At 70.7% G+C, this 24,685-nt stretch carries 24 protein-coding genes and 1 riboswitch; of the genes, 14 read left to right on the forward strand and 10 right to left on the reverse strand.

The window, feature by feature from the left end; genetic code table 11:
* Window positions 1-76: 76 nt before the first annotated feature.
* Both FM051_RS20485 and FM051_RS20490 read right to left on the reverse strand, forming a co-directional pair.
* Window positions 77-736 (reverse strand): hypothetical protein, encoded by a 660-nt coding sequence (locus tag FM051_RS20485; RefSeq protein WP_158845722.1) that lies wholly within the window; start codon window positions 734-736, stop codon window positions 77-79.
* A complete protein-coding gene (locus FM051_RS20490; protein ID WP_158845725.1) occupies window positions 733-1,587 on the reverse strand; it encodes a hypothetical protein in 855 nt (284 codons plus the stop codon). The genes FM051_RS20485 and FM051_RS20490 overlap by 4 nt, the downstream gene beginning before the upstream one ends.
* Before the next feature lie 247 nt (window positions 1,588-1,834).
* Window positions 1,835-1,921: riboswitch (ZMP/ZTP riboswitch) on the forward strand.
* A gap of 28 nt (window positions 1,922-1,949) precedes the next feature.
* Here FM051_RS20490 and FM051_RS20495 point away from each other — a divergent pair.
* The gene (locus tag FM051_RS20495; protein WP_158845728.1) at window positions 1,950-3,206 is read left to right on the forward strand and encodes a serine hydroxymethyltransferase; all 1,257 of its coding nucleotides are present in this window, start codon (window positions 1,950-1,952) and stop codon (window positions 3,204-3,206) included.
* Here FM051_RS20495 and FM051_RS20500 read toward each other — a convergent pair.
* From FM051_RS20500 to FM051_RS20515, 4 genes are read right to left on the reverse strand one after another with little or no spacing between them, the layout of a single operon-like run.
* The gene (locus FM051_RS20500) at window positions 3,182-3,997 is read right to left on the reverse strand and encodes a Clp protease N-terminal domain-containing protein (protein WP_158845731.1); all 816 of its coding nucleotides are present in this window, start codon (window positions 3,995-3,997) and stop codon (window positions 3,182-3,184) included. The two genes, FM051_RS20495 and FM051_RS20500, sit on opposite strands and share 25 nt — an antisense overlap.
* Window positions 3,997-4,161: a hypothetical protein gene (locus FM051_RS20505; protein WP_158845734.1), complete on the reverse strand. Its 165-nt coding sequence runs from the start codon at window positions 4,159-4,161 to the stop codon at window positions 3,997-3,999. The genes FM051_RS20500 and FM051_RS20505 overlap by 1 nt, the downstream gene beginning before the upstream one ends.
* A 59-nt stretch (window positions 4,162-4,220) precedes the next feature.
* Window positions 4,221-5,144 carry a prolyl aminopeptidase gene (gene pip / locus FM051_RS20510; protein WP_202918940.1) on the reverse strand — a complete coding sequence of 308 codons (924 nt, stop codon included), beginning with the start codon at window positions 5,142-5,144 and terminating at the stop codon, window positions 4,221-4,223.
* A gap of 45 nt (window positions 5,145-5,189) precedes the next feature.
* On the reverse strand, window positions 5,190-5,801 hold the full coding sequence (locus FM051_RS20515) for an NADPH-dependent F420 reductase (protein ID WP_338019484.1): 612 nt from the start codon (window positions 5,799-5,801) through the stop codon (window positions 5,190-5,192).
* An 86-nt stretch (window positions 5,802-5,887) separates the two neighbouring features.
* On the opposite strand from FM051_RS20515, the gene FM051_RS20520 reads away from it, so the two are divergent.
* Complete coding sequence (locus tag FM051_RS20520) at window positions 5,888-6,199, forward strand: winged helix-turn-helix transcriptional regulator (protein ID WP_158845737.1); 312 nt, start codon at window positions 5,888-5,890, stop codon at window positions 6,197-6,199.
* Window positions 6,200-6,722: 523 nt separating this feature from the next.
* Here the strand turns inward: FM051_RS20520 and FM051_RS20530 are convergent.
* Window positions 6,723-7,004: an early set domain-containing protein gene (locus FM051_RS20530; RefSeq protein ID WP_158845740.1), complete on the reverse strand. Its 282-nt coding sequence runs from the start codon at window positions 7,002-7,004 to the stop codon at window positions 6,723-6,725.
* 107 nt (window positions 7,005-7,111) lie between these two features.
* Here FM051_RS20530 and FM051_RS20535 point away from each other — a divergent pair, with 107 nt between their 5' ends.
* From FM051_RS20535 to FM051_RS20565, 7 genes are all read left to right on the forward strand, one after another.
* Complete coding sequence (locus FM051_RS20535) at window positions 7,112-7,963, forward strand: ankyrin repeat domain-containing protein (protein WP_238412519.1); 852 nt, start codon at window positions 7,112-7,114, stop codon at window positions 7,961-7,963.
* A gap of 724 nt (window positions 7,964-8,687) precedes the next feature.
* On the forward strand, window positions 8,688-9,491 hold the full coding sequence (locus FM051_RS20540; RefSeq protein WP_158845747.1) for a helix-turn-helix domain-containing GNAT family N-acetyltransferase: 804 nt from the start codon (window positions 8,688-8,690) through the stop codon (window positions 9,489-9,491).
* A gap of 241 nt (window positions 9,492-9,732) precedes the next feature.
* Window positions 9,733-10,395: a TetR/AcrR family transcriptional regulator gene (locus tag FM051_RS20545; RefSeq protein ID WP_202918942.1), complete on the forward strand. Its 663-nt coding sequence runs from the start codon at window positions 9,733-9,735 to the stop codon at window positions 10,393-10,395.
* A 26-nt stretch (window positions 10,396-10,421) separates the two neighbouring features.
* Complete coding sequence (locus FM051_RS20550) at window positions 10,422-11,957, forward strand: MDR family MFS transporter (RefSeq protein ID WP_158845753.1); 1,536 nt, start codon at window positions 10,422-10,424, stop codon at window positions 11,955-11,957.
* 600 nt (window positions 11,958-12,557) lie between these two features.
* Entirely contained in the window at window positions 12,558-13,448 is an 891-nt protein-coding gene (locus FM051_RS50685; RefSeq protein ID WP_202918943.1) for a hypothetical protein, read from the forward strand.
* A gap of 66 nt (window positions 13,449-13,514) precedes the next feature.
* Window positions 13,515-14,825 carry a caspase family protein gene (locus FM051_RS20560; protein ID WP_158845755.1) on the forward strand — a complete coding sequence of 437 codons (1,311 nt, stop codon included), beginning with the start codon at window positions 13,515-13,517 and terminating at the stop codon, window positions 14,823-14,825.
* A gap of 158 nt (window positions 14,826-14,983) precedes the next feature.
* Complete coding sequence (locus FM051_RS20565) at window positions 14,984-15,589, forward strand: TetR/AcrR family transcriptional regulator (RefSeq protein ID WP_238412520.1); 606 nt, start codon at window positions 14,984-14,986, stop codon at window positions 15,587-15,589.
* A 16-nt stretch (window positions 15,590-15,605) separates the two neighbouring features.
* Here the strand turns inward: FM051_RS20565 and FM051_RS20570 are convergent, their stop codons facing one another.
* Window positions 15,606-16,865 (reverse strand): cytochrome P450, encoded by a 1,260-nt coding sequence (locus FM051_RS20570; RefSeq protein ID WP_158845761.1) that lies wholly within the window; start codon window positions 16,863-16,865, stop codon window positions 15,606-15,608.
* 179 nt (window positions 16,866-17,044) lie between these two features.
* Between FM051_RS20570 and FM051_RS20575 the strand changes: the two genes are divergently transcribed.
* The 3 genes from FM051_RS20575 to FM051_RS20585 all read left to right on the forward strand — a co-directional run bounded on the left by FM051_RS20575 (window position 17,045) and on the right by FM051_RS20585 (window position 19,098).
* On the forward strand, window positions 17,045-17,503 hold the full coding sequence (locus FM051_RS20575) for a MarR family winged helix-turn-helix transcriptional regulator (protein WP_158845764.1): 459 nt from the start codon (window positions 17,045-17,047) through the stop codon (window positions 17,501-17,503).
* Complete coding sequence (locus FM051_RS20580; protein WP_158845767.1) at window positions 17,500-18,531, forward strand: MFS transporter; 1,032 nt, start codon at window positions 17,500-17,502, stop codon at window positions 18,529-18,531. Before FM051_RS20575 ends, FM051_RS20580 begins: the two co-directional genes overlap by 4 nt.
* 120 nt (window positions 18,532-18,651) lie before the next feature.
* Window positions 18,652-19,098 (forward strand): DUF6010 family protein, encoded by a 447-nt coding sequence (locus FM051_RS20585; RefSeq protein WP_158845769.1) that lies wholly within the window; start codon window positions 18,652-18,654, stop codon window positions 19,096-19,098.
* Here FM051_RS20585 and FM051_RS20590 read toward each other — a convergent pair.
* Window positions 19,018-19,572, reverse strand: coding sequence for a hypothetical protein (locus tag FM051_RS20590; RefSeq protein WP_158845772.1), 555 nt, complete (start codon window positions 19,570-19,572; stop codon window positions 19,018-19,020). The two genes, FM051_RS20585 and FM051_RS20590, sit on opposite strands and share 81 nt — an antisense overlap.
* Window positions 19,572-21,266: a PHP domain-containing protein gene (locus FM051_RS20595; RefSeq protein ID WP_158845775.1), complete on the reverse strand. Its 1,695-nt coding sequence runs from the start codon at window positions 21,264-21,266 to the stop codon at window positions 19,572-19,574. The genes FM051_RS20590 and FM051_RS20595 overlap by 1 nt, the downstream gene beginning before the upstream one ends.
* A gap of 168 nt (window positions 21,267-21,434) precedes the next feature.
* On the opposite strand from FM051_RS20595, the gene FM051_RS20600 reads away from it, so the two are divergent.
* Both FM051_RS20600 and FM051_RS20605 read left to right on the forward strand, forming a co-directional pair.
* A complete protein-coding gene (locus tag FM051_RS20600; RefSeq protein ID WP_338019485.1) occupies window positions 21,435-23,996 on the forward strand; it encodes a DUF4118 domain-containing protein in 2,562 nt (853 codons plus the stop codon).
* Window positions 23,993-24,685, forward strand: a complete 693-nt coding sequence (locus FM051_RS20605) for a response regulator (protein WP_158845778.1) — start codon at window positions 23,993-23,995, stop codon at window positions 24,683-24,685. Before FM051_RS20600 ends, FM051_RS20605 begins: the two co-directional genes overlap by 4 nt.

Genomic DNA, 24,685 nt, shown 5'->3' on the forward strand with positions numbered 1-24,685 from the left:
GGTGGGCATTCGGCACACGGGCCCGTGAGTCGCCGACTCACGGGCCCGTCACCGCGCAACCACCGTCGTGGTCAGGTCAGAACGCCTGGTTCGCGAAACCCTTCCGCGCCGCCGCCGACAGGAACGACTGCCACGCCGCACTGCTGGTGTGCGGGTCGCCCGTCGTGCCCAGGCGGGACTTGGCCGTGTTGAACGCGCTCTGCGTCAACGAGCCCCAGTCGCCGTCCACCGCCAGGCCCGAGTTCAGGAAGTTGTTGCACAGGGCCTGGACGAACTTCGTGTCGCTCTCCGAACTCGTCACGCAGCGGACCGGCAGGCCGCCGAAGTCCGAGTGGATGTGGTCGGCGTGGTCGGCGTTGTACCAGCCGTCCAACGCGTACCGGAACCGCCGCCGGCACACCGCGTCGACCGCCAGGTACCGGCGCCGGGTGGCGAGCGTGCCGGACGCGTGGTCGCGGTCCAGCGGCGACGAGATCTGCCCGCCGCTCCACCGGACGTGGTCGAGGTCCATCGCGGTGCCCGCGCCGTGCTGGCCGGGCTTGTTCACGTAGAAGCCCGCCGAGACCAGGTACGTGATGCTGCCGTACGCCGACGACAACGACCGCAGGTCGCGGATCCACAGCACCAGGCTGTCGTAGAACGCCTGGGTGGCCTGCCAGTTGCGCAACGTCGTGTTGCCACGACTGGACCGCCAGTAGTACACGGGGGTGCCGTCGATCCGGCTGAACGTGATCATCGGGCCGCCTCCACGGTGATCAGCCGGCCGCCGGTGAGCCAGCCGGACCGGGTGCCCGCGACACCCAGCGCCTTCGCGTCCTGCGGCACGGCCGGGCGGGTCCGGTCCGCGTCCAGCACGCCGGTGAGCGGGGTGGCGTCCACCATCTCGTTGCCGACCCAGTGCACCCGGCCGTCCACCAGCGTCAGACCGCGCACCGCGACACCGTCCAGGCGGGGGCGGACGGTCCACGTGACGCCGTCGCGCGACGTGTGCAGGACGGTGCCGGAGATGTCCACGGCCGCCGCGATCCAGCCGTCGCCCGTGGCGGCGACGGCGGTGGCCGACAGGCCGTCGGTCCATTCGAGGCCGCGGACGGGGACGGTGTTCCAGCCCGACCCGGTGCGGCGGGCGGCGATGCGGACCACCGGAGCGCGCTCGTGCTTCACCACGGAGCCGAGCGCCAGGCCGTCGCCGACCGCGGTGAACTCCGAGCGCACGCCGTGGAGCCGCCGGGCTTCGCGCCACGTGACGCCGTCGGTGGACTCCCAGATCGTGGCGATCGGGTCGCCGTTCAACGCGCCGACGGCGGTGAGGGTGGTGCCGTTGCCGGTGACGTCCACCAGGTCCGCGCCGGCGAGGCCTTCGGTGATGCGCACCGAACCGTCTTCGGCGATGAGCACCCACTGGCCGTCTTGGTGCGCTAGAAGAAGAGGGGTGCCGCCGGGGGCGAGGAACACACCCGCGTTCTTGCCGAAGATGTCCGATGTGTCGGCCGACGCGGGTGCCGCGCCGGCCGCGTGGGTCGGTAATGCGCTGGTGAGGGCCGCGGTGGCGGCGGCTCCCAGCACGAACGTTCTCCGATCGAGCACGTCAGTCCTTTCGAGGCAGGGGGAAGTGCTGACGTGTAGCAGGGGCAGTTGGAAGTTTTCCAACCCGAGTATTGGGCCGGCCTACCGTCGCGGCAATGGTCCGTTCCGCCCAAACCGCTCATCGCCCGCACCGGCGCGTGGACGGAGGGCTGCGGGAGGGCTGCGGGAGGACGAAGGTCGCGAAGCCCGGCGATGAACGGGCCCCGCCGTGCGCGGGTTCACGGCGGGGCGGGGTGGCGGTAGGATCCGAGGTGTTCGCGACTGGCGTGCCGAGGGTGGGAACGACCACCGGGGAGCGTTGAGCCGAATCGCACCGCGCGCCTGGGTGCTACGGCAGCGCCCCCGCGCGCGTGGAGGTCGTCGTGCACGAACCCGCAATCCCGTCGTTGACCGGTGCGGACCCCGAGGTCGCCCGGCTGGTCCAGGCCGAGGCCCGTCGCCAGTTCGAGAAGGTCCGCCTGATCGCCTCGGAGAACTACGTCTCGACCGCCGTCCTCGAAGCCACCGGCTCGGTCCTGACCAACAAGTACTCCGAGGGCTACGCCGGCCGCCGCTACTACGAGGGCCAGCAGGTCATCGACCCGGTCGAGGAGCTCGCGGTCGCGCGGGCGAAGACCCTGTTCGGCGCCGACCACGCCAACGTGCAGCCCTACTCCGGCTCCCCGGCCAACCTGGCCGTCTACATGGCCTTCCTCGACCCCGGCGACACGGTCATGGGCATGGCGCTGCCCGCCGGCGGCCACCTCACCCACGGCTGGGGCGTCTCGGCCACCGGCAAGTGGTTCCGCAGCGTCCAGTACGGCGTCCGCAAGGAGACCGGCGTGGTGGACCTCGACCAGGTCCGCGACCTGGCCCGCGCCGAACGCCCGAAGGTGATCTTCTGCGGCGGCACGGCCATCCCTCGGACCATCGACTTCCCCGCCTTCGCCGAGATCGCCAACGAGGTCGGCGCGGTCCTCGCGGCCGACATCGCGCACATCGCGGGCCTCGTCGCGGGCGGTGCCCACCCGTCACCGGTCGGCCACGCCCAGGTGATCACGACGACCACCCACAAGACCCTGCGCGGCCCGCGCGGCGCGATGATCCTCACCGACGCCGCCCACGCGAAGGCCATCGACAAGGCGGTGTTCCCCGGCCTCCAGGGCGGTCCGCACAACCACACCACCGCCGCCATCGCGGTCGCGCTGGGCGAGGCGTTGGAGCCGTCCTTCGGCCTCTACGCGCACGCCATCGTGCAGAACGCCCGCGCCCTGGCCGCCGCCCTGATCGAACGGGGCTTCGACCTGATCTCCGGCGGCACCGACAACCACCTCATCCTCGTCGACCTGACCACCAAGGCCATCGGCGGCAAGCCCGCCGCCAAGGCACTCGACCGGGCGGGCATCGAGGCGAACTACAACACCGTCCCGTTCGACCCGCGCAAGCCGTTCGACCCGTCCGGCGTGCGCTTGGGCACGGCCGCGATCACCACCCGCGGCCTCACGACGGACCACATGCCGCAGATCGCGGAGTGGATCGACCGCGCCATCCGGGCGGCGGAGGACGAGCAGGAGCTGGACCGCATCGCCGCCGAGGTGGCCGACCTGATGGCGGGCTACCCGATGCCCGGCTGGGCGTAGCGGACCACGTCGGCCAACCGCGCCACGTCCACCCGGAACGTCTCGTGCCGCACGGTGACGTGATCGGTGACGCGACCGGTCCCCGGCAGCTGGTCGACGGGCAGCACGGCCCCGTCGACCAGCACCGGGATCACCGGCACCGAACGCTCGGCCGCCCGCTCCACCTCCGTGCGCATCAGGTCGGTCGGCGCCCACTCCGGCCCGACGACGGCGAGCAGCACGTCGCACTCGCCGACGTCACCCACCACGGACCGGCCGATGTCGTCGAGCCGGTCCGCGATGCGCCCCGCGAGGTGCAGGTCCTGCGGACGCCGGTAGCTGAGGAACAGCCGCGCGGGCCGTTGCGCGGGCGGCAGCTCGATCCCGGCCAGCACCGCGAACGCCCGGTCCCGCACGTCGGCAGCCTCCAGCCCGCACCGGGCGAGCACGTCGAGCGCCACCCCGTCGCCTTCGGCGAGCACGCCGAGCAGCAGGTGTTCGGTGCCGACGTGCCGGTGCTCCAACGCCAGCGCCTCACGCACCGCCAACGCCAACGCCCGCTTCGCGCCCGGCGTGAACGGCAGGTGTCCGGGCACCGGCAGGCTGCCGCGCCCGTCGATCTCCTGCACGTGCGCCCGGCTCCGCTGCAGCGACAGCCCGAACGACACCAGCACCGACGACGCCGCCCCGCCCTCGCCGATCAGCCCCAGTAACAGGTGCTCGGTGCCGATGGCGGTGTGGTTGAGCCTCCGGGCCTCTTGGAGGGCGAGCACGGAAACCCGGCGCGCACCCTCGGTGAATCGTTCCAACATCAGTCCTTCGCCACCGCATCGACCAGCCGCGTCAGCCTTCGTGCGTCGGTGACGGTAGCGCTCCCGGTCGGGGCGACGTGCACCTCGTCGTCGCCGAGGTGCCGGGCCTCCTCCCGCGCGTGGCTGAGCAGTGGTCTCAGGTCTGCGCTGAACCTGTCGGACACCCGGCACCCCTCCGTGCGTTTCAGGCTGTAGTCACAGCATCGCACTGAGTTTCCGCGTGTTACCGGAATTTGTCAGTAGCCGCGACCCTAGCTTCCGCCAACGCGTCGCTGCCGCCGTGCGCGGTCTCGGGGATGAGGATCAACTCGGCGTCCGGCCAGGCGTGAGCCAGGTCGAACGGCGTGCCAAGCAGATTGCCCAGGTCGAGCACTCCTTGAACGATCACACCCGGGATGCCCGAGAGCTTCCACGCCTCCTCCAGCACGATCCCCTCCGGCAGCCACGACCCGTGCGCCCAGTAGTGCGTGACGAGCCGCGCGAACGCCAGCCCGAACGTCGGGGATTCGAAGCGCAGGCCGCCCGACGACAGGGGCTGCAACGCGTCCTCCCACGCGCACCACTCGGCGGCCGCCCGGTTGTGCACCGCCGGGTCGGGGGAGAGGAGCAGCTCCAGGTACCCCGCCGCCGGATCGCCGGACGGCGCCAGTTCGCGGAACCGGGCGTGCGCCTCCGGGAACATCGGGCCCAGACCGGTCGTCAACAGATCGGTCTCCGCCCGCCGCCCGGTCGCTACGCCCGCGTGCACCATCTCCGACACCCGGTGCGGGAACCGCTCCGCGTACACGAGGCCGAGCACCGAGCCCCACGACGCGGCGAACACCAGCCACCGGTCGACGCCCAGGAACTCGCGCAACCGCTCCATGTCGCCGATCAGGTGATCGGTGGTGTTCGTGGACAGGTCCACCACGGGTTCGCTCGCGTGCGGCGTGCTCCGCCCGCACCCGCGCTGGTCGAACAGCACGACCCGGTACACCTCCGGGTCGAAGTACCGGCGGGCACGGGCCGTGCACCCGGACCCCGGCCCGCCGTGCAGCACCACGGCCGGTTTGCCGTCCGGATTGCCGCACACCTCCCAGTACACGTGGTGCCCGTCGCCGACGTCGAGCATCCCGTGGTCGTACGGCTCGATCTCCGGATACAGCACGATCTACCCCCTCAGAGAGATACGACAGTGCTGTTACATTAGCGCTTACGTAATCGTCGGGAACATCGACCGCACGTCCGCGCCCCCGACCCACAAGCCGATGGCGAACGCCGTCGCCGCCTCCAGCAACTCGGCCCGCTCCAACGGCCCGCCGTCCACCGACACACACCCGATCGACCGCACCAACTCCCGCACGACCTCCAGCGCCGACGCCGAATCACCGCACAACGGCACCCCGAGCGGCCGTCCCTCGAACGTCAACGACGGCCGCCGCCACACGTCCACGTGGCACAGGTTGAACGCCTTCACCACGTGCGCGCCCGACGCCGAGGCGAGCCGTGCGGCGACCCGCGGCTCGTCCAGCACGAACCGGCCCGGCACCACCGAGTTCGTGCAGTCGATCACCACCCGCCCCGGCGCCGCACCCAACACGTCGACCGCCACCGCCGCCGGCACGGCCAGCAGCACCGCGTCCCCGAACGCCACGGCGTCCGCAGGTGATCCGGCGACCGCCCCGATCCGCGACGCCAACTCGCGGGACCGTTCCGGCGACCGCCCGCCGATCAGCACCTCGTGCCCCGCCGCGACCCACCGACCGCCCAACGCCTCGGCCATCCCGCCCGACCCCAGCACGCCGATCCGCATCCCCGTTCGCACCTCTCCTTCACCCGAAGTGGTTGTCTGGGACCGACGCTAAAGAGCCCGACGGGCACCAAACGGTGTCCACGACAGGGGAACCGCCCATGACCTTCCTCGCCGACTGCCGCGCACGGCAGGCGTTCGACCTGCTGGCCAACACCTGGAACCCGGTGGTCCTGCACGCGCTGCGGCACGGCCCGCGCCGGCCCGCCGACCTGCGCCGCGCCATCGGCGGCATCCGGCCCAAGGTGCTCACCGAGACCGTGCGCCGACTGGAGGCCGCCGGGCTGGTGGCCAGGAACGCCTTCCGCGACCGGGTGGAGTACGAGCTGACCGACCTGGGGCGCAGCCTGCTCGGGCCGATCGACGCACTGGGCCGCTGGGCGCACGACCGCGGCGACGAAATCCGGCTTTGACGACGTCCGGCTTGACGGGTGATTCGAAACGCTGGTTTATAACGGTTTTTCAAGAGGTGGTGCGCCATGGAGGCAGGGTTCCGGACCCTCGACCGCGAGATCGTCGCGGACAACCTGGAGGTCCGCGGCGAACTGCCGCGATGGCTCTCCGGCACGCTCGTGCGCAACGGCCCGGCCAGGTTCGAGACCGACGATCCGGTCACGGCGGCTCGCAGACGACACGCTGGAACTGCCCCGCACCTCCTACCGCTCGCACAACGGCCGCGACTACCGGTACGCCGACGGCGTCGGCCCGCACGACAACGGCCGACACGACTTCTTCAACCAGCTCGTCAAGGTGGACGTCCGCAGTGGAGGGACCAGTCGGTGGCGCGAGCCCGGCAGCTACCCCGGGCGAGCCGGTGTTCGTCGCGGCTCCGGACGCACGGGCCGATGAGCCGCACGTGATCCCGTTCGGGTCCACGGCCGGTTCACCTCCCGGCCTCACCAGCTCTCGTCAGCCGTCGCAGCCGTCTCGGCAGTCTCAGCCGTCGATCGTGATCACACAACCTTCGTGGTCGACCTGGGGGACGTCGGCGTCGTCGAACCAATGGCCGTCGGCGCCGAGGTAGCGGAACCGGTGCGTGCCCGGTGGGAGGATCACCGTCACCGTGCGCGTGCCGTCGCGGCGCGGTACCAGTTCGTGCACGCCAGGGGTCCAGTCGTTGAACGTGCCGACCACGCTCACCGGGCCGCGCGGCTGGTCGAGCGGCAGTGAGAAGGTCACTCGGCGCTTCGGGCCGAAGAGGCGAGTGCTGCGGAGCATCGTTCTCCCTCGCGGGTCGATCTTGCCTTCCAGGGACCCTACCGCTCCAGACCGCTCCGGTGTTCCAAGTGGACAGTCACGCGTCGGGGTGACGTATGCTCCGGGACGTGCCGCCGACTTCCGACGAGGACGCCTTCTACCACGCGTGCGAGCAGTCGGACACCACGCTGCTGGACGAGCTCTACCAGCCGGGTTTCGAACGCGTGGTCAACCACAAGCTGGACTTCGAGGACATCGCCGGCCTGCGCTGGTTCCTGGACCACGGCGTGGACGTGAATGCCGAGTTCTGTCTGCACCACGCCATCGGCCGCGCCCGGAGCACCGAGGTCCTCAGTGCCTTGATCGCAGCCGGCGCAGACGTGAACCTCCCGTGGGGCCGCTGGGACGTCGGCCGCCGACCGCTGGCACTGGCCGCTCGGTGCGGACACCTGGCCGCGTACTCACTCCTGCTGTCGCACGGCGCCGAAGCGTCCCTGGACCCGGTGGACGAGGCAGTGCTGGCCGTGGCCCGAGGAGAATCGGTCTCCCTACCGCGCTCCGCAGCCCCAGTCCTGGGTACACCCGCCGGCGACGACTACGGCTGGATCCTGGGCCAGTTCGCGGCTCTGGGCAGGACGGACGTAGTAGCCGCCCTCCTCGACGCCGGCATGGCCGTGGACACCCGAGGCTGGAGCAACTTCACCCCGCTGGACCAGGCCGCGATGAACGGCCGAGTAGAGGTGGTGCGCCTCCTCGTGGCACGCGGCGCGGACCTCACGGACAAGGCCTTCGACAAGGACGGCCCAACCCCGCTCGACTGCGCACTGTGGGGCGTGCGGAACAACCGGACGCCGGACGGCGACTACCCGGGAACAGTCGCGGCTCTAGTCGCGGCAGACGCGCCGACCAGGCACAATGGACCGACAGGCGACGCGGGAGTGGACGCGGCGATGGCCGAAAAGATCACTCCAACGAGCTAACGAAGCGTCAATGGGAAACTTTCAGCGCACCATTGACGTTGCCGGGAAAGAAGGAGGCAGCGGCGCGGCAGGCGAACCAGGCGGTCGCTTCGTCGCAGTAGGTGCGGATTTTGAGGCAGCCGTGGAGGATGCCGACGAGCCGTTGGCCGCGACCAGCGCGGCGGCGAAGCAGCCCCTGCGGCGGGGAAGCAGCCCCGCAGCGCGTCCCGCAGCCGCCGGGTGTGCCAGGTCCGTCCCCAGATCAGGGGCTTGTGGGTGCGGCCACGACCTCAACCGCCTCGGCCTCCGGGCTATCACCGGCGACCGGCCGCAGCTCGTGGGCGTGGGTGCGGATCATGTCGGCCAATACGTGCGCGTCGCCGGCCCTCGCTCTTGGCCCCCCGACACCCCCAACCCGTCGCGGAACCTGGCCGCCTGCAACGGGTCGACCGCCAACACCGTGTAGCCGGCCATCACCAGCGCCGCTGCCCGGGTCCCGATCGGTCGCGATCGGTCGCGGTCCCGACCGGCACCTCGACCTCATCGGGCTCGTCGGCGTCGTCACCGATCAGCCCGCCCGCGATCGCGTGCAGGGCAAGCGAGCCGGATGCACGGGCAGGCCGACCGAACCGCGAACCCGCAGCGGACGGAGACGGAAGCATAGACGAGCGTCTATGAAGTGAGTCCCATTGCATCGACCAGATTCGATTGACCACGCGGCACCGCGAGGCCAAGAATCCGCGTCATGACATCCCCAGCGCTCCTCGCGGTCGACCAGGCCACCGCCTACGCCGAACGGTTCGGCTGCCTGGCCGACCCGACCAGGGTCCGGCTGCTGCACGCCGTCGCCGCCGGCGAGACCACCGTCGGCGTGCTGGCCGACGTGCTCGGTGTCACCCAGCCCACCTGCTCCCACCACCTGCGCAAACTGGCCGCCGCCGGCTTCGTCCAACTCCGCCGCGACGGCACGGCGACCCTCGCCTCGGTCGACCCGTCCGGCCGCGTCGTGCTGCCGCACGCCATCGACGCGGTGCTGGGTGCCATCCCCACCGCGCCGCTCGACCCGCCGGCGGACGTCGTCGTGCGCGCGATGGTCGACGACGACTGGGTCGACGTGCGGCGCATCTACGGTGAGGGCATCGCGACGGGTGACGCCACGTTCGAGACCGAGACGCCGACCCGTCGCACGCTGGACGTGAAGTGGCTGCTCGACCACCGATGGGTCGCGGTGGTCGACGGGTGGGTTGCGGGGTGGGCGGCGGCTACGCCTGTGTCGCCGCGCGAGTGTTATGCGGGGGTTGCGGAGACGTCGCTGTACGTGGACGCGCGCTTTCGGGGGAGGGGTGTGGGGAAGGCGTTGCTGCACCGGCAGGTTGTGGCGGCGGATGCCGCTGGGCTGTGGACGTTGCAGGCCGTCGTGTTCCCGGAGAACCGGGCCAGCATCGCGTTGCACCGGTCGGCTGGGTTCCGGACGGTCGGGATTCGGGAGCGGATCGCGGTGCACCACGGGGTTTGGCGGGACACGATCATGTTGGAGCGTCGCGCCTGAGGGTCGGGGCCGGTGAGGGCGAGGGTGGTTGGGGGAGGTGGCGGGGAAAGATAAAGCGGTCGCCTGGGGTGGCGGGTTCGTGCGACCGTCGGTGTTGCCTGTTCGCGGCTCGGGGCGATTGTGCGGCTGGGCTGGAGGGGCGGGGGCCGCGCGGGGGGAGTAGGGCGCGGGAGAGGGGGATCACAATTGTGCAGTCCCTGCAAAGTTGCAGTACGTGCATGTTTGTCCTTACGCTGATCAAGTGACCACTCAGGCGGCCGAGGGGCTTCGCGACCGCAAGAAGCGGCAGACCCGCGCGGCTTTGAGCCACGCCGCCGTCCGCCTGGTCGCCGAGCACGGCCTCGACCACGTGACCGTCGAGGACATCAGCGCCGCCGCCGACGTCTCGCCGCGCACCTTCTTCAACTACTTCGCCACCAAGGAAGACGCCGTCCTCGGCCCCGACCCGGACACCGGCCCCCGCGTCCGCGCCCGCGTGCTCGCCCAACCGGCGGAGCTGTCCGCCGCGGCGGCCGTGCGCGAGGCGTTGTCGGCGGAGGTCGCCGCGGTGGTGGCGGAGGACCGCGAGTTGTGGTTGCGGCGGATGTGCGTGGTGCAGCAGCACCCCGTGCTGTTGGCGAAGGTGTTCTCCGGCGGTGAAGCGGTGGAACGCGAACTGGTCGCCGGCATCGCCGAACGCGTCGGCCTGCCCGCCGACGACACCTACCCGTTGCTGCTCGGCGCGGCGGCGGGTGCGGCGTTCCGGGTGGCCGTCGTCCGCTGGTCGAGCGTTCGGTGGTCGAGCACCGCCGCATCGCTGCAGGACCTGCTCGCCGAGGCCGTCGACATGCTCGCCGGAGGGCTGGCCGACCCGCCGTCGGCCCAGAGCCAGAGCCAGAGCCGGGCCACGAGTCCGCAGTCTTGAAACATCGTCACTACCTGGGGGATCCGATGTCCACCGAAACCGGCACGACCTCGCGCCGGGACGTCATGCAAGCCATGTCCGGCCTCATGCTGGGCATGTTCATGGCCATCCTGGCCTCGACCATCGTGTCGAACGCACTGCCGCGCATCATCGCTGACCTGCACGGCTCGCAGTCCGTCTACACCTGGGTCGTCACCACCGAACTGCTGGCCATGACGGCGACCGTGCCGCTGTGGGGCAAGCTCGCCGACCTCTACAGCCGCAAACTGCTCATCCAGCTCTCCCTCGGCCTGTTCGTGGTGGGCTCGCTCATCGCGGGCTTCTCCCCGAACGTCGAGGTCCTGATCGCCAGCCGCGTCGTGCAGGGCCTCGGCGCGGGCGGCATGACCGCGTTGGCCACGATCGTGATGGCGGCGATGATCCCGCCGCGCGAGATGGGCCGTTACGCGGGCATCTTCGGCGCGGTGTTCGGCGTCGGCACGGTCGCCGGCCCGCTCATCGGTGGCGTCATGGTGGACACCTCGTGGCTGGGCTGGCGCTGGTGCTTCTTCATCGGCGTGCCGTTCACCCTCGCCTCGATCCTCCTGCTCCAGCGCACGCTGAACCTGCCGGTGGTGCGCAAGGAAGTCACGATCGACTACCTGGGCGCGGCGCTGATCGTCGGCGGCGTGTCCACGCTGCTGGTGTGGTCGACGCTGGCCGGTCAGCAGTTCGAGTGGGCCTCGGCGTGGACCGCGCTGCTGGTGACGGTCGGCGTCGTGCTGCTGGGCCTGGCCGTGTGGGTGGAGTCGCGGGCGGCCGACCCGATCGTGCCGCTGACGATCTTCGCCAACCGCACGGTCGCGTTGACGACGCTGGCCAGCGCGCTGGTGGGTGTGGCGATGTTCGGCGGCACGGTGTTCCTGTCCCAGTACTTCCAGATCGGCCTGGGCAAGACGCCGACGCAGGCGGGCCTGATGAGCCTGCCGCTGATCTTCGGACTGCTGGTGTCGTCCACCGTGGCCGGTCAGCTGATCACCAAGTGGGGCAAGTGGAAGGTGTTCCTGGTCGCCGGCGGCGTGGTCATGGTCGGCGGGATGCTGCTGCTGGCCACGATCGACGCGAACACGAGCGTGTTCATGGTGAGCGTGCACATGGCCGTGCTGGGTGTCGGCGTCGGTCTGCTCATGCAGAACCTGGTGCTCGCCGCGCAGAACGACGTGCCCGCCCGCGACCTCGGCGCCACCACGTCGACCCTCACGTTCTTCCGCAGCCTCGGCGGCGCGATCGGCGTGAGCGCGTTGGGCGCGGTGCTCGCGAACCGGGTGACCGCGCTGAGCGAGGAGAAGCTCGGCCCGGCGCCCGGTGGCGACTCGGGCACGGTGCCCGACCTGGCGCTGCTGCCCGAGTCGGTGCGGGTGATCGTGCGCGACATCTACGCCACGGCGACGGCCGAGCTGTTCCTGATCGGCGCGCCGATCGCGGTGCTGGCGCTGCTGGCGGTGCTGTTCATCAAGGAGAAGCCGCTCAAGACGCTCAGCGGTGACGAGCGGCTGGCCGCGGAGATGGCGGAGAGCCACTAGCTCCCCGAGTCGACAGTCCGTCGCCCGACTGCGACGGAGGACGACCGCGCAGGCGTTGCGGCGCTTGCGCGGTTCGTCCGTACCGGTTTGACGGCTGACCGTGGCCGGTCGGCTGCGGCAGCCACTGCATGCGCACCCGTCCGCGTAACGCGGTCGCGGCTCGGCACCCCCTGTGGTGACGCTGTGTTTCTACTTCGACACCCACCACACTTCAGTCAATTGACGGCTGCCGAGCAATTCAACATCAAATTGTCGCCATTGACCTGACGGTGCGGCGCAACGTGAGAACGATTCAACGGCGCGAGTGGTCGCCCATTCAACTTTCTGTCGCTAGGTCGCGTGGAATTTTCCGTCGTCTGGGTGAACCCTCGTCCGCAGTTGGCGTGGCAGACTCACAGGCGGCTCGCGAAGCCATTGCAGAAGTTGGCCATGTTGTCCCTGGCCGACTTCCCGCTGGTACCAGGCGGGCGAATGTGCAGTCGACGCTACCCAATTTATCGAGTGGTGGCTCCTGCTTGGCCGACCGCCCATCATCGTCAAACGAAAGGCACGATCATGACCACCGCAACGTCCTATGCGTCGCCCGGGCAGACACAGCAGATGCGTGAGCTCGCAGACATGATGGCGCAGGGTTTCAAGGACGCGTTGCAGCAGGCCGGTGGCCCGCGCTCTCGCGACATGGGGCCGGACCAGCTCGGACAGCAGCAGCCCGGTCAGTTCGGACAGCAGCCAAGCCAGTTCGGGCAGCAGCAGCAGCAGCCCGGCCAGTTCGGGCAGCAACAGCAGCAGCCCGGCCAGTTCGGGCAGCAACAGCAGCAGCCCGGCCAGTTCGGGCAGCAGCAGCCCGGTCAGTTCGGGCAGCAACAGGGTCAGTTCGGGCAGCAGCCCGGCATGGGCTTGACCGGGCCTGACGTGCAGGAACGCTTCCTGCCGGTGCTGGCCGCGATCCTGCCGGCCGTGGTGTCCGCGGTGCCCCAGATCATCAACGGCCTCCAGACCCAGAACCGGGACATCATCACGGCGTCGCAGGACCCGCAACAGGTCCAGCGGGACTTCCTGTCGGTGCTGAGCGCGGTGGTGCCGCAGGTCCTCCAGGCGGTTCCGTCGATCATCTCGTCGCTCCAGGGCAGCCGTGACTACCCGCAGAGCGACGAGGAGGTGTCGACCCGATTCTTCGGTCCGCTGATCGCTTCCATCGTGCCGCAACTCGTCCAGGCGGCTCCGGTCATCCTCAACGCGTTCGCACCCGGTCGGCGGGAGCTGGTCGGTGCGAGGCCGCACGACCCCCAGATCGCCCAGCGCATCCTCGGCCCGGTGCTCAGCGCGGTGGTGCCCGCGCTCACGCAGTGCGTGCCGCCGCTGATCGGGCTGTTCACCGGCCAGCGTTACGTGGAGCAGGGTCAGCAGCAGTACGGCCAGCAGCAGTACGGCCAGCAGGCCCAGCAGCAGTACGGCCAGCCGGCCCAGCAGTTCGCGCAGCAGTCAGTCTGACCGGAACGGGGTAGGGCGGCCTCGCCCGGCCGCCCTACCCCGACTTTGTGCCTCTAGGGAGGAAAGATGGCGCAGCGCACGCTGACGCGCGGATCGCAAGGCGAGGACGTACGCCGGCTCCAGCTGGTGCTCAAGCAGGCGAACTACGATCCCGGCCAGGCCGACGGGATCTTCGGGGAACGCACCGAGAACGCGGTCACGGACTTCCAGCGCGACCACGGTCTCGAGGCGGACGGCAAGGTCGGGCCGAAGACCTGGGGCGCGTTGACCGCACTCCACCCGACCCCGGGCGCGGCACGTGGGCGCTCCCTCCACATCGGGCTGAACTTCGTGGACGACGCGGCGTACGGGATGACGGTGCCACCGCTGCGCGGGTGCGAGAACGACGCCAGGGACATGACGGCGCTCGCCCAGGCCCAGCGCTTCGAGAGCAGGATCATGTTGAACGGGCAGGCGACCGCGTCCAATGTCATCGAGGCGATTCGGGACGTGGCCCGGGAACTGGAATCCGGAGACTTCTTCTTCCTCACCTATTCCGGGCACGGCAGTCAGATGCGTGATGCCACCGGCGAGGAACCGGATCAGCTGGACGAAACCTGGGTGCTGTACGACCGGCAATTGCTCGACGACGAACTCTCCGCGTTGTGGGGGGAATTCAGGCCCGGTGTGCGCATCATGATGCTATCGGATTCCTGCCACAGCGGCACCGTCAGCCGGGATGTCGTATTCGCTTACAAGGCGTTCGCGGCCTCGTTCCAGGAAGCCCGCGATGTCGGGTTCTTCCTCGACACGCCGATACCGATGCTCACCACGAGAAGCGCGCCGGGGTGGGACGAGGTGGAGCAGTCGCTGCGCGAAGTGATGCCCACGGTGGTGGCCCAACTGCAGGGCGACCGAGCCGCGGAGGAGGTCCAAGCCCCCGAGGTGGACCACTACGTCGATCTGGTGCTCACCCAACTCGAGGACGACACGCGGATGATGGCCGTCAGCGAGTTCAGCGACACGGGTGCGGTCGTCCTCGACCAGTCGCCCATCACCCGCAACCTCCCGCCGGAGATCGCCCACGCCGACCAGGTCGCCCGCTGGCGCGAATACAGCGAGGTCAAGAAGGAGGTCCGGAACGCGAAACCACCGCAGGCGTCCGTGCTCCTCATCTCGGGCTGCCAGGACAACCAGCTCTCGCTCGACGGCGTGAAGAACGGGCTGTTCACCCAGCGCCTGCTGGAGACCTGGAGCAACGGCCGGTTCAGCGGCAACTACCGGGAGCTGCACCGGCAAATAGTGGCCTCCATGCCGCCCCAGCAGACGCCGAACTACTTCTGGGACACCAACCCGCCCAGCGTCGCGTTCGAACTCCAACGTCCGTTCACGATCTAGCGCTGTGTCTCGGAACGGCGAGTCCGTGGAGCGGGGCCGGAAGCTTCAGCGGATCGGCAGGACCGCGAAGGGGCCGTTGCGTGACGCAGCACCGGCTCCGGAGACACGGGTGTCGCACTTGTCCTGCATATCGCCGGACAAGTGCGACACTTTCGCGCGTGTCGGGACTGCGTGAACGCAAGAAGCTGGCCACCCGGACGGCGTTGGCCGATGCCGCGTTGCGACTGTGCGTAGAGCACGGCCTCGATGGAGTGACCGTCGAACAGGTGGCCAACGACGCCGGCGTGTCCCTCCGCACGTTCTTCAACTACTTCTCCTCCAAAGAGGAAGCCGTGGTCGCGGGTGACGTCGCCACGGCCGCCGCGTTCGTCCAGGCCTTCGCCGGACGGCCCGAGTCGGAGCCGGTGCTGCAGGCCCTGCACCGCGCCCTGGTCGAGACCGTGCCCGACCGGATCGACCTCGAACGGGTGGCGCAGCTGCGCGTCCTGCGCCGGACCCCGGCGCTGCTGCCGCACCAGATCGCCGCCTTCGCCGCGCAGGAACGCGAACTGGCCGCCGCGGTGGCCGCGCGGGTCGGCGTCGACCCGGCCGCCGACCTCTACCCGATGATGTTCGCGGCCACCGTGATGGCGACCTTGCGGGTGGTCGTCGGCTGGTGGCTGGACGCCACCGAGCGACCCGAGCTGTCCGACCTGATCGGGGTCATGATCGACCGGCTGGACACGGGTTTCGCCGCCGTCCGGCCGAGCCGGGCCCGGTCTTAGGAGTCTCGCTCAGGCCTCAGGCTTCGTCCCAGGTGACCGGGAGCGCGTGCACGCCGTAGATCAGCATGTCGCCGCGCATCGGCACGTCGGCCGCGGGCACGTCCAGGCGCAGACCGGGCAGCCGGCGCAGCAGCTCGGTGAAGCCGACGGTCATCTCCACCCGCGCCAGCTGTTGGCCGAGGCACTGGTGCACGCCGTGTCCGAACGCCAGGTGCGCGCCGCGCGGCCGGGTCACGTCGAGCGCGTCCGGCTTGTCGTACTGGCGCGGGTCGCGGTTGGCGGCGGGCACGGAGAGCAGCACGGTCGAGTCGGCCGGGACCACCTCGCCCGCGATCTCCACCTCCTCCCGCGTGGTGCGGACGACCCCCAGGTGGACGATCGACAGGTAGCGCAGCAGCTCCTCGACCGCACCGCCGATCAGCGTCGGGTCGTTCCTCAGCGCGGCGAGCTGGTCGGGGTGCTCCAGCAGCGCGAACGTGCCCAGCGCCAGCATGTTGGCGGTCGTCTCGTGGCCCGCGACGAGCAGCAGGTTCGCGATGCCGATCAGTTCGTCGTCGGTGAGCGTCGGGTCGGCCTCGATCAGGCCGGACAGCATGTCGTCCGTGGGCTCGGCGCGCTTGCTCAGCACCAGACCGCGCATGAACGCCCGCAGTTCGTCGGCCAGCCGCATGACCTCCTCCACGGGGACGTCGAGCCGCAGCAGCATCGCGGTGCGTTCCTGGAACTCGCCGCGGTCGCCGTACTCGACGCCCAGCAGCTCGCAGATCACCAGTGACGGCACCGGCAGCGCGAACGCCCGCACCAGGTCGGCGCCCGGCCCGGCGGCGATCATCGCGTCCAGGTGTTCGGTGACGATCCGCTCGATGCGCGGCGTGAGCTGCTTCATCCGACGGACGGTGAACTGGCCGGTGAGGAGCCTGCGGTAACGGGTGTGCCGGGGCGGGTCCATGGTGATGAAGCTGCCCGCGCGGGCCCGCGCGTCGGTCATCCGGGCGCGGACCTGCTCGGGCAGCTTGTCCAGCACGCGCTTGCTGCCGAACCGGTCGGAGCCCAGCCGCGGGTCGGCGAAGAGGGTGCGGGCCAGTTCGTGGTCGGTGACCAGCCACATCGGGTCGCCGTCGAGCATGGTGACCCGGTGGACCGGGCCCTGGCTGCCGAGCCGGCCGAGGACGCTCGGCGGGTCGAAGGGGCCGGTGTCGCGTTCGGTGAACTCGGGTGGCAGGGGGACGGTCATCCGGCCGGTGCTGGGGCGTTTGTGCTGGGAAGCGGTGGTCATCGACGATCCGTTCCCGACCCGGCGCGCAACCGGGCCGCTGCTCAGCGTAGTGGTAACTCACCGTACCAAAACGTGCACAGCGTGCAGCTTTATTTAGATGCACGCGGAGCAAATTTGCACAACGCGCAAGATAGAGGGGGAGTTGTATGCGGCAAGCAATGCGGGGGAAGGGGCACGGCATGGACGCCGTCGCGCGGCAACTGGAGGACCGGGTGCGTGACCTGCTGAAGGTCGTGCGGATGGTCAAACAGCACCGACAGCCCCTGTCCGACGGACTGGTCGGCATCCTCTCGCTCATCGACCGCGCCGGCGCGGACGCGACCGGCTGCCACGCCAAGGAACTGGCCGCCCGCGCCGGGCTCGACCCGTCCACGGTCAGCCGGGCGGTGGCCGCGCTGGTCGCCAACGGCCTGGTCGAACGGCGTGCCGGTCCCGAAGACGGCCGCGCCGGCATCCTCGTGGTGACCGAACGCGGGCGCGCCGAGCTGGCCGACGCCCGCGACTGGTCCGACCGGCTCCTGCGCCGTGCCCTTGCCGACTGGAGCCCCGCCGAGGTCGAGGCGCCGACCTCGGCGCTGGGGCGCCTGACCACCGACGTCGAAGGAGCCCTCGGTTCCACCTTGGAGGCCGCGCGATGAGCGCACCCGCCACCACCACCGCCACGGTGAGCCACCGGCAGGTCCTGGAGGCCCTGAGCGGCCTGCTGCTGGCGCTGTTCGTAGCGATGCTCAGCAGCACCGTCGTCTCCACGGCCCTGCCGCCGATCATCGGCGCGCTCAACGGCTCGCAGACCCAGTACACCTGGGTGGTCACCGCGACCCTGCTCACCGCGACCGCCACCACGCCCGTCTGGGGCAAGCTCGCGGACCTGTTCGACAAGAAGACCCTGGTCCAGATCGCCATCGTGATCTTCGTGGTCGGCTCGGTGGTCAGCGGTTTCGCGCAGAGCGCGGGCCAGCTCATCGCCGCACGCGCGTTCCAGGGCATCGGCGTCGGCGGCGCGGTGTTCCTGGGCCAGTACTTCCAGATCGGCCGCGGCTACAGCCCGACCGAAGCCGGTCTGCTGACCATCCCGTTGATGGCCGGCGTGCTGGGCGCGTCCATCGTGTCCGGACGGCTGATCACGAAGACCGGCCGGATCAAGCCGTACATCGTGGCGGGCGCGGCCACGCTGGTCCTCGGGTTCCTCGCGCTGGGGCGGATCGACCACGAGACGTCGCTGGTGCTGGTCGGCGGGTCGATGCTGCTCGTCGGCGTGGGTGTCGGCATGAGCATGCAGAACCTGGTGCTCGCGGTGCAGAACACGGTGCCGTTGAAGGACATCGGCGCGGCCAGCTCCACCATCGCGTTCTTCCGGTCGCTCGGCGGCACGATCGGCGTGTCGGTGCTCGGCGCGGTGCTGGCCCGCCGGGTCGAGGACGCGATCACCCGCGATCTGGCGGCGGCGGGCATCCCGGCCGGCGGCGCGGGCGGCGGCAACCTCAACCTGAACGTGCTGCCGGACGCCGTGCAGCACATCGTCCGGGCCGCGTACGGCGACGCCACCGGCCACATCTTCGTGATCTCGGCGGCCATCGCGGTGGTCGGCGTGGTCGCGGCCCTGCTGCTCAAGCCGATCACGTTGCGCACCAGCCTGGACCTCGTCGAGACCCCGACCGCAGTCTGACGCGGGGGTGTTGGCGAGAACCCGTTGGAGTGTGGCAGTCAGGCCACTGCCGCGGCGGCCGTCGCGCTCCTACCGTCACACGTGACTTGATCACCTGCGACGACAAGGACCGCCTCCATCATGATCGTGGTCACGGCACTGCTCATCGGCGTGCTGTACGTGTGCCTGAACTCCTTCATCCGCGAACCGCACCGGCGCCGGTTCAACGCGATCATGGTCGCCGGCGCCGGCGCGGCCTACCTCAGCGGTGGCGGGTTGGGCGTCTGGGAGTTCGTGATCACCGCCGTGATCACGTATTGCGCCTACCGCGGCCTGGAGTCGTGGACGTTCATCGGCATCGCGTGGCTCGTGCACACGGCCTCGGACGTGGTGCACCACCTGCAGGGCACCCCGATCATCCCGTTCGCCGAGCACTCGTCGCTCGGCTGCGCGATCTGCGACCCGGTGATCGCGCTGTGGGCGTTCGCGGGCGGTCTCGACGTCCGGTCAATGACCCCCGCAGCACTCGTGCGGGCTCTCCGCCTCCGTCGGGCGCAGCACGCCGCCGACGGCGGGCTCCACGAGTAGCACCAGCTCGCCGTCCTGGCAGAGCGGGCGGAGGAACCCGAGCGTTTCCACCCGATCGGTCGGTGAGACCGGGACACCGATGCCGACCACCCGGTCGATCGCGGACCCGGCCACCACCTCGGCCGCCGGATGGGTGCCGGTGAGCGTGGACTGGCCGGGGAAGCGGATGCACCGGCCGTCGGTGCGGTCGCGGCCCGCGCGCGCGGCCCGTGCGGCAGGGGAGTCGGGGATGCCGGGGGAGTCGGGGGAGTCGAGCACGACCACCGGGCCACCCAGGGCCTCCGACAGCCGGTCGACGTCCACCTCGCCCGTCACGTGGGCGGACAGCGCGGTGACCGCGACCGGGCCGAGGCGGTCGATGTGCGTGCACACGAAATCCGCCTCGACACCGTCGAACGCGGTCAGCAGCAGTGCGTCCACGTGCGCCGCGCCGTGCCCGCCGGGCAGGGCGGGCACGGCGCCGAGCCAGGTCATCAGATGACGTCCACGAACACCGGGTTCGCGTAGAACCACAGGTCCGACCACGGGTCGGCGTCGCCGATCACGTCCATCACCGGGTGGCCGTCCGACGTCAGCTTGTTGCCGTCCGAACCGCGCAGCCGCAGGTAGAACGCCCCCTCCACACCGCGGAACGCGTGCGTGAACTTCACCGTGCCGCGCGCGGTGCGGGCCACCTCGAACGACTTCACCACCTTCGTCGCCGGCGCGGAGAACGCGTCGCGGTCGACCACCGGGCCGGTGATCGGGCCGGCGATCAGGTCCACCTTCGCCAACCTCGGCACCATCCCGGCGAAGTTCGCGCCACGCGCCAGGTCCACCTCGATCACCACCTCGACGTCGTCACCGCGCCGCACGAACGTCCGACCGCCGATCGTGACGCCCCGGTTGTCGCCCTCGCCCAGCGACCGCACCCGCAGGTTCAGCCCGTCGATGATCCGCCCGTGCACCGCGACGACCTTGCCGCTCTGCATGCCGCGCATGACGTCCACGTAGGACTTCGAGTTCGCGCCGACCAGCGTTGAGCTGTAGAAACCCGGCCAGTAGTCGCTTTGGACCTGCGGGGTGCCGGTGTCGATCGGCGCGCCGCGGCTGCCGGTCTTGCCGTGGTCGCCGGTGCCCGGCGTGAACGTGTCCTGGTGCACCCGGTGCGCGTCGGAGGTGGCCGTGACCCACCACGGCCTGCCCTCGGCCAGCAGCGAGTCCCACAGGCCGCCGACCTTGGCGGTCATCCAGTCGAACCCGCCGTAGGTGCGGTACGGGTTCTCCGTGGCCGTCGGGGCGTAGCCGGGGAAGCTGTCCTGGTTCGGCGAGGCGTCGTAGCCCCCTCGCCCGGTGCCGTTGCCGCCGTCGGCCTTCCGGATGCCCGCCGCCTGGTGACCGGGGGCGCCCTCCATGCCCACCGCCACGTCCGGCGCGGCGTCACGCCAGCCGCGGAACTCGTGCGGGCTGTCCACGCCGCGCCGGGCCGGGTGGTTGGCGAACATCAGCGCGATCTCGGTGCGGCCGGACAGCACCTGGGCCTCCAGGTACCGCAGCGCGGCCAGCGCGTACGGCTCACCGTCGGCCGAGGTCGAGCGGGTGATCAGGCCCTTGCCGCCGTTCGCGACCGGCGTGGACAGCAGGGCGCCGTCGTAGGCCGCCTCGAACGCCTGGAGGATGTCCACGGTGGACCGGCCGGGCGGCAGGAACACCGTGGCGTGCTCGGCGCCGGGGATGTTCCACTCCAGCCCCTGGTAGACCAGCACATCGCGGTGCGACCGGCGGGCCTGCTCGATGTCGGGCGTGATCTGGCCGATGGAGAACTTCTCGTGCGCGACACTGCCGTGGTCGGTGATGACCAGCCAGTCCATCCCGTACTCGCGGGCCTTGGCGACCTGCTGGGCGACCTCGTACTGGCCGTCCTGGGAGTACTTGGTGTGGATGTGGTGGTCGCCCGCGTACCAACGCCCGCGCCCGCTCCACGGGTTCACCGGCGTGGCCGGGCGGTCGTCGTGCGCGTGGGCCGGGGTCGCGCCCAGCGTCGTGGCGACACCCGCCGCGCCCAGACCGGCCAGGAACCGGCGTCGCGCCACCGACAGCGGCCGGTCGTCCTGGCCGTCGCGCCAGCTCCCCTCCACCTCCTCGTGGTGGTGCTCGTGGGTGTGGTCGTGGGGATGGTGGTGCGACATTCTTCAAGCTCCGATCTGACCCGGACGGGCGGCGGTCGGAGCGAAGTATCGTGAGTCGGCCATGTGTCGCGGCGGTGGTCGTGCGCGAACACCGGGTGAACAATTCGGCACGGCGTCGACGTGACGGCCCTCAACCGCGTTGGAACGGGTGCGAGCACACTGAGTCCCGTGGACGGCAAACGCAAGCGCGGAGAGCTGAGGATCTACCTCGGCGCGGCGCCCGGCGTCGGCAAGACGTTCGCCATGCTCGGCGAGGCGCACCGGCGTCGTGAGCGGGGCGCCGACGTCGTAATCGGCCTGGTCGAGACGTACGGCCGGGCGAAGACCGCGGAGTTGCTCGGCGGCCTGGAGGTCCTCCCGTGCAGGCGGATCGTGCACCGGGATGTCGAGTTCACCGAGATGGATGTCGACGCCCTGCTGGCGCGCAGGCCCGAGGTGGCCGTTGTCGACGAGCTGGCGCACACCAACGTGCCCGGTTCGCGCAACGCCAAGCGGTGGCAGGACGTCGAGGAGCTGCTGGACGCGGGTATCGACGTGCTGTCCACGGTCAACGTCCAGCACCTCGAATCGCTCAACGACGTGGTCGAGCGGATCACCGGCGTGGCGCAGCGCGAGACCGTGCCGGACGAGGTGGTGCGGCGCGCCGAGCAGGTCGAACTGGTCGACATCACCCCGGAGGCGCTGCGCCGCAGGCTCGCGCACGGCAACGTGTACGCCGCGCACAAGATCGACGCGGCACTGGGCAACTACTTCCGGGTCGGTAACCTCACCGCGTTGCGCGAACTCGCCCTGCTCTGGGTGGCCGACCAGGTCGACGTCGCGTTGCAGCGGTACCGCTCCGAACGGGCCATCACCGACACGTGGGAGACCCGTGAACGGGTGGTCGCGGCGATCACCGGTGGGCCGGAGAGCGAGACGTTGATCCGCCGCGCACGGCGTATCGCGCTGCGTGCGGGCGCGGACCTGATGGTCGTGCACATCATGCGCGGCGACGGGCTGGCGGGCGCGTCACCGCAGCTGGTGGCCGGGCTCCGGCGGGTCACCGAGGACGTCGGCGCGACGTTCCACACCGTGGTCGGCGACGACGTGCCGACCGCGTTGCTGGACTTCGCCCGCGGTGTCAACGCCACCCAGCTGGTGCTGGGCACGTCCCGGCGCTCGCGGCTGGCCCGGGTGTTCGACGAGGGCATCGGCGCGGCGGTCATCCAGGCGTCCGGGGCGATCGACGTGCACATGGTCACGCACGACGAGGCACGTCGCGCCCCTCGGTGGGGGTGGGGCGGCGGCACGCGTTCCAGGTCCCGGAAGCTGCTCGGGTGGGTGCTGGCGGTGGCGCTGCCGGCCGGCGTGACCGGGGTGGGGCTGCTGCTGGGCGACAGCCTGGCCTTCTCCACCGACCTGGTCGGGTTCTTCCTGGCCACGGTCGTGACCGCGCTGGTGGGCGGGCACGGTCCGGCGCTCGCCGCGGCGTTCCTCGGCGCCGGGCTGCTGAACTTCTTCTTCACCCCGCCCTTCCACAGCCTGGCCGTGGCGACCCCGGAGAACCTGGTCACGCTGATCGCCATGCTGCTGGTCGCGGTGTTGGTCGCGTTGGTGGTGGACCGGGCGGCGCGGCTGGCCGAGCAAGGCGCGCGGGCCCGCACCGAGGCCGCGTTGCTCGCCTCCTACGCGCGGACCGTGCTGACCAGCCCGTTCCCGCTGGCGCGGCTGTTGGAGAAGGTGCGGGAGAACTTCGGGCTGGAGTCGGTGGCGTTGCTGGAGCGGCGCGACGGGGAGTGGGAGCGGGTGGCGTGCGCCGGACCGCGGCCGTGCGCGGAACCGGACGAGGCCGATGTCGACGTGCCGGTGACCGCGGACGTGCACCTGGCGTTGCGCGGCCGGACCCTGCCGGCGGGCGACCAGCGGGCGTTGGAGGCGGCGGCCGGTCAGGCGTTGATGGCGTTGCGGCAGCAGCGGATGGCCGCCGAGACCGCCGAGGCGCAACGGCGCGCGGAGACGACCGAGCTGCGCACCGCGTTGCTGTCCGCCGTGGGGCACGACCTGCGCACGCCGTTGACCTCCATCAAGGCCGCGATCGGCAGCCTGCGCGACACCGACCTGCGACTGTCCGATGAGGACACATCGGAGCTGCTGGAGACCGTCGAGGTGTCCGCCGACCGGTTGACGGGCCTGATCGACAACCTGCTCGACTCGTCCCGGCTGGCCACCGGCGCCGTCGTGCCGCAGCTGCGTGCGGTGACGTACGACGAGGTGGTGGCGCGCGCCCTGGCCGGCATCGACGAACACCGCTCGGTGTCCGTGGACGTGGCCGAACAGCTGCCGCCCGTGCTCGCCGACATCGGGCTGCTGGAACGCGTGGTGGCGAACGTGATCGACAACGCCCTGCGGTACGGCAGGCTCGCCCCGCGCCGGGCGGTCGACGTGGACGCCGACGGCCGGATCGCGGTGGACGAGCCGGAGATCGCGGTGCGTGCCAGCGCCTACGGCGACCGGGTGGAACTGCGCGTGGTCGACCACGGGCAGGGGCTGCCGAAGAACACGGCCGACGCGGTGTTCGCGCCGTTCCAACGCCTGGGTGACCGTGATGCCACACCGGGCATCGGCCTCGGGCTGAGCGTGGCGAAGGGGTTCGTGGACGCCATGGGCGGCACCATCACGGCGGAGGACACACCGGGCGGTGGCCTGACGATCGTCATCTCGTTGCCGATCGCCGAGGTGACGTCCGCATGACCACCGTCTTAGTCGTGGACGACGACCCGCAGATCGTGCACGCGCTCCGCATCAGCCTGACCGCGCATGGCTACGACGTGCTGACCGCGTCGGACGGCACGTCGGCGTTACGCGTGGCCGAGCAGCTGTCCGCTGCCCAGGACAGGCCGGACGTGGTGGTGCTGGACCTCGGCCTGCCCGACCTGGACGGCATCGACGTGATCACCGGCCTGCGCCGGTCCACCACCGCGCCGATCGTCGTGCTGTCCGCCCGGCTCGACTCGGCGGACAAGGTGCGCGCGTTGGACGCCGGCGCGGACGACTACGTCACCAAGCCGTTCGGCATGGACGAGTTCCTGGCCAGGCTGCGGGCCGCCGTGCGCCGGTCGACCAGGCGGCAGGTCGACGAGCCGCCCGTGCGCACGGCGTCGTTCACCATCGACCTGACCGCGAAGAAGATCCACCGCGACGGCGGCGAAGTGCACCTCACGCCGACCGAGTGGGGCTTGTTGGAGACCCTGGTCCGGGCACGCGGCGAGGTGATCAGCGCGCAGCGGCTGCTGACCGAGGTGTGGGGGCCGAACTACACGTCGGCCACCCACTACCTGCGCGTGTACCTGGTCCAGTTGCGCCGCAAGCTCGAACCCGACCCCGCCCACCCCCGGCACCTGCTGACCGAACCCGGCCAGGGCTACCGCTTCCGGACGTGA

It is taken from the genome of Saccharothrix deserti (genome assembly GCF_009769385.1).
GTDB classification, from domain to species: domain Bacteria; phylum Actinomycetota; class Actinomycetes; order Mycobacteriales; family Pseudonocardiaceae; genus Actinosynnema; species Actinosynnema deserti.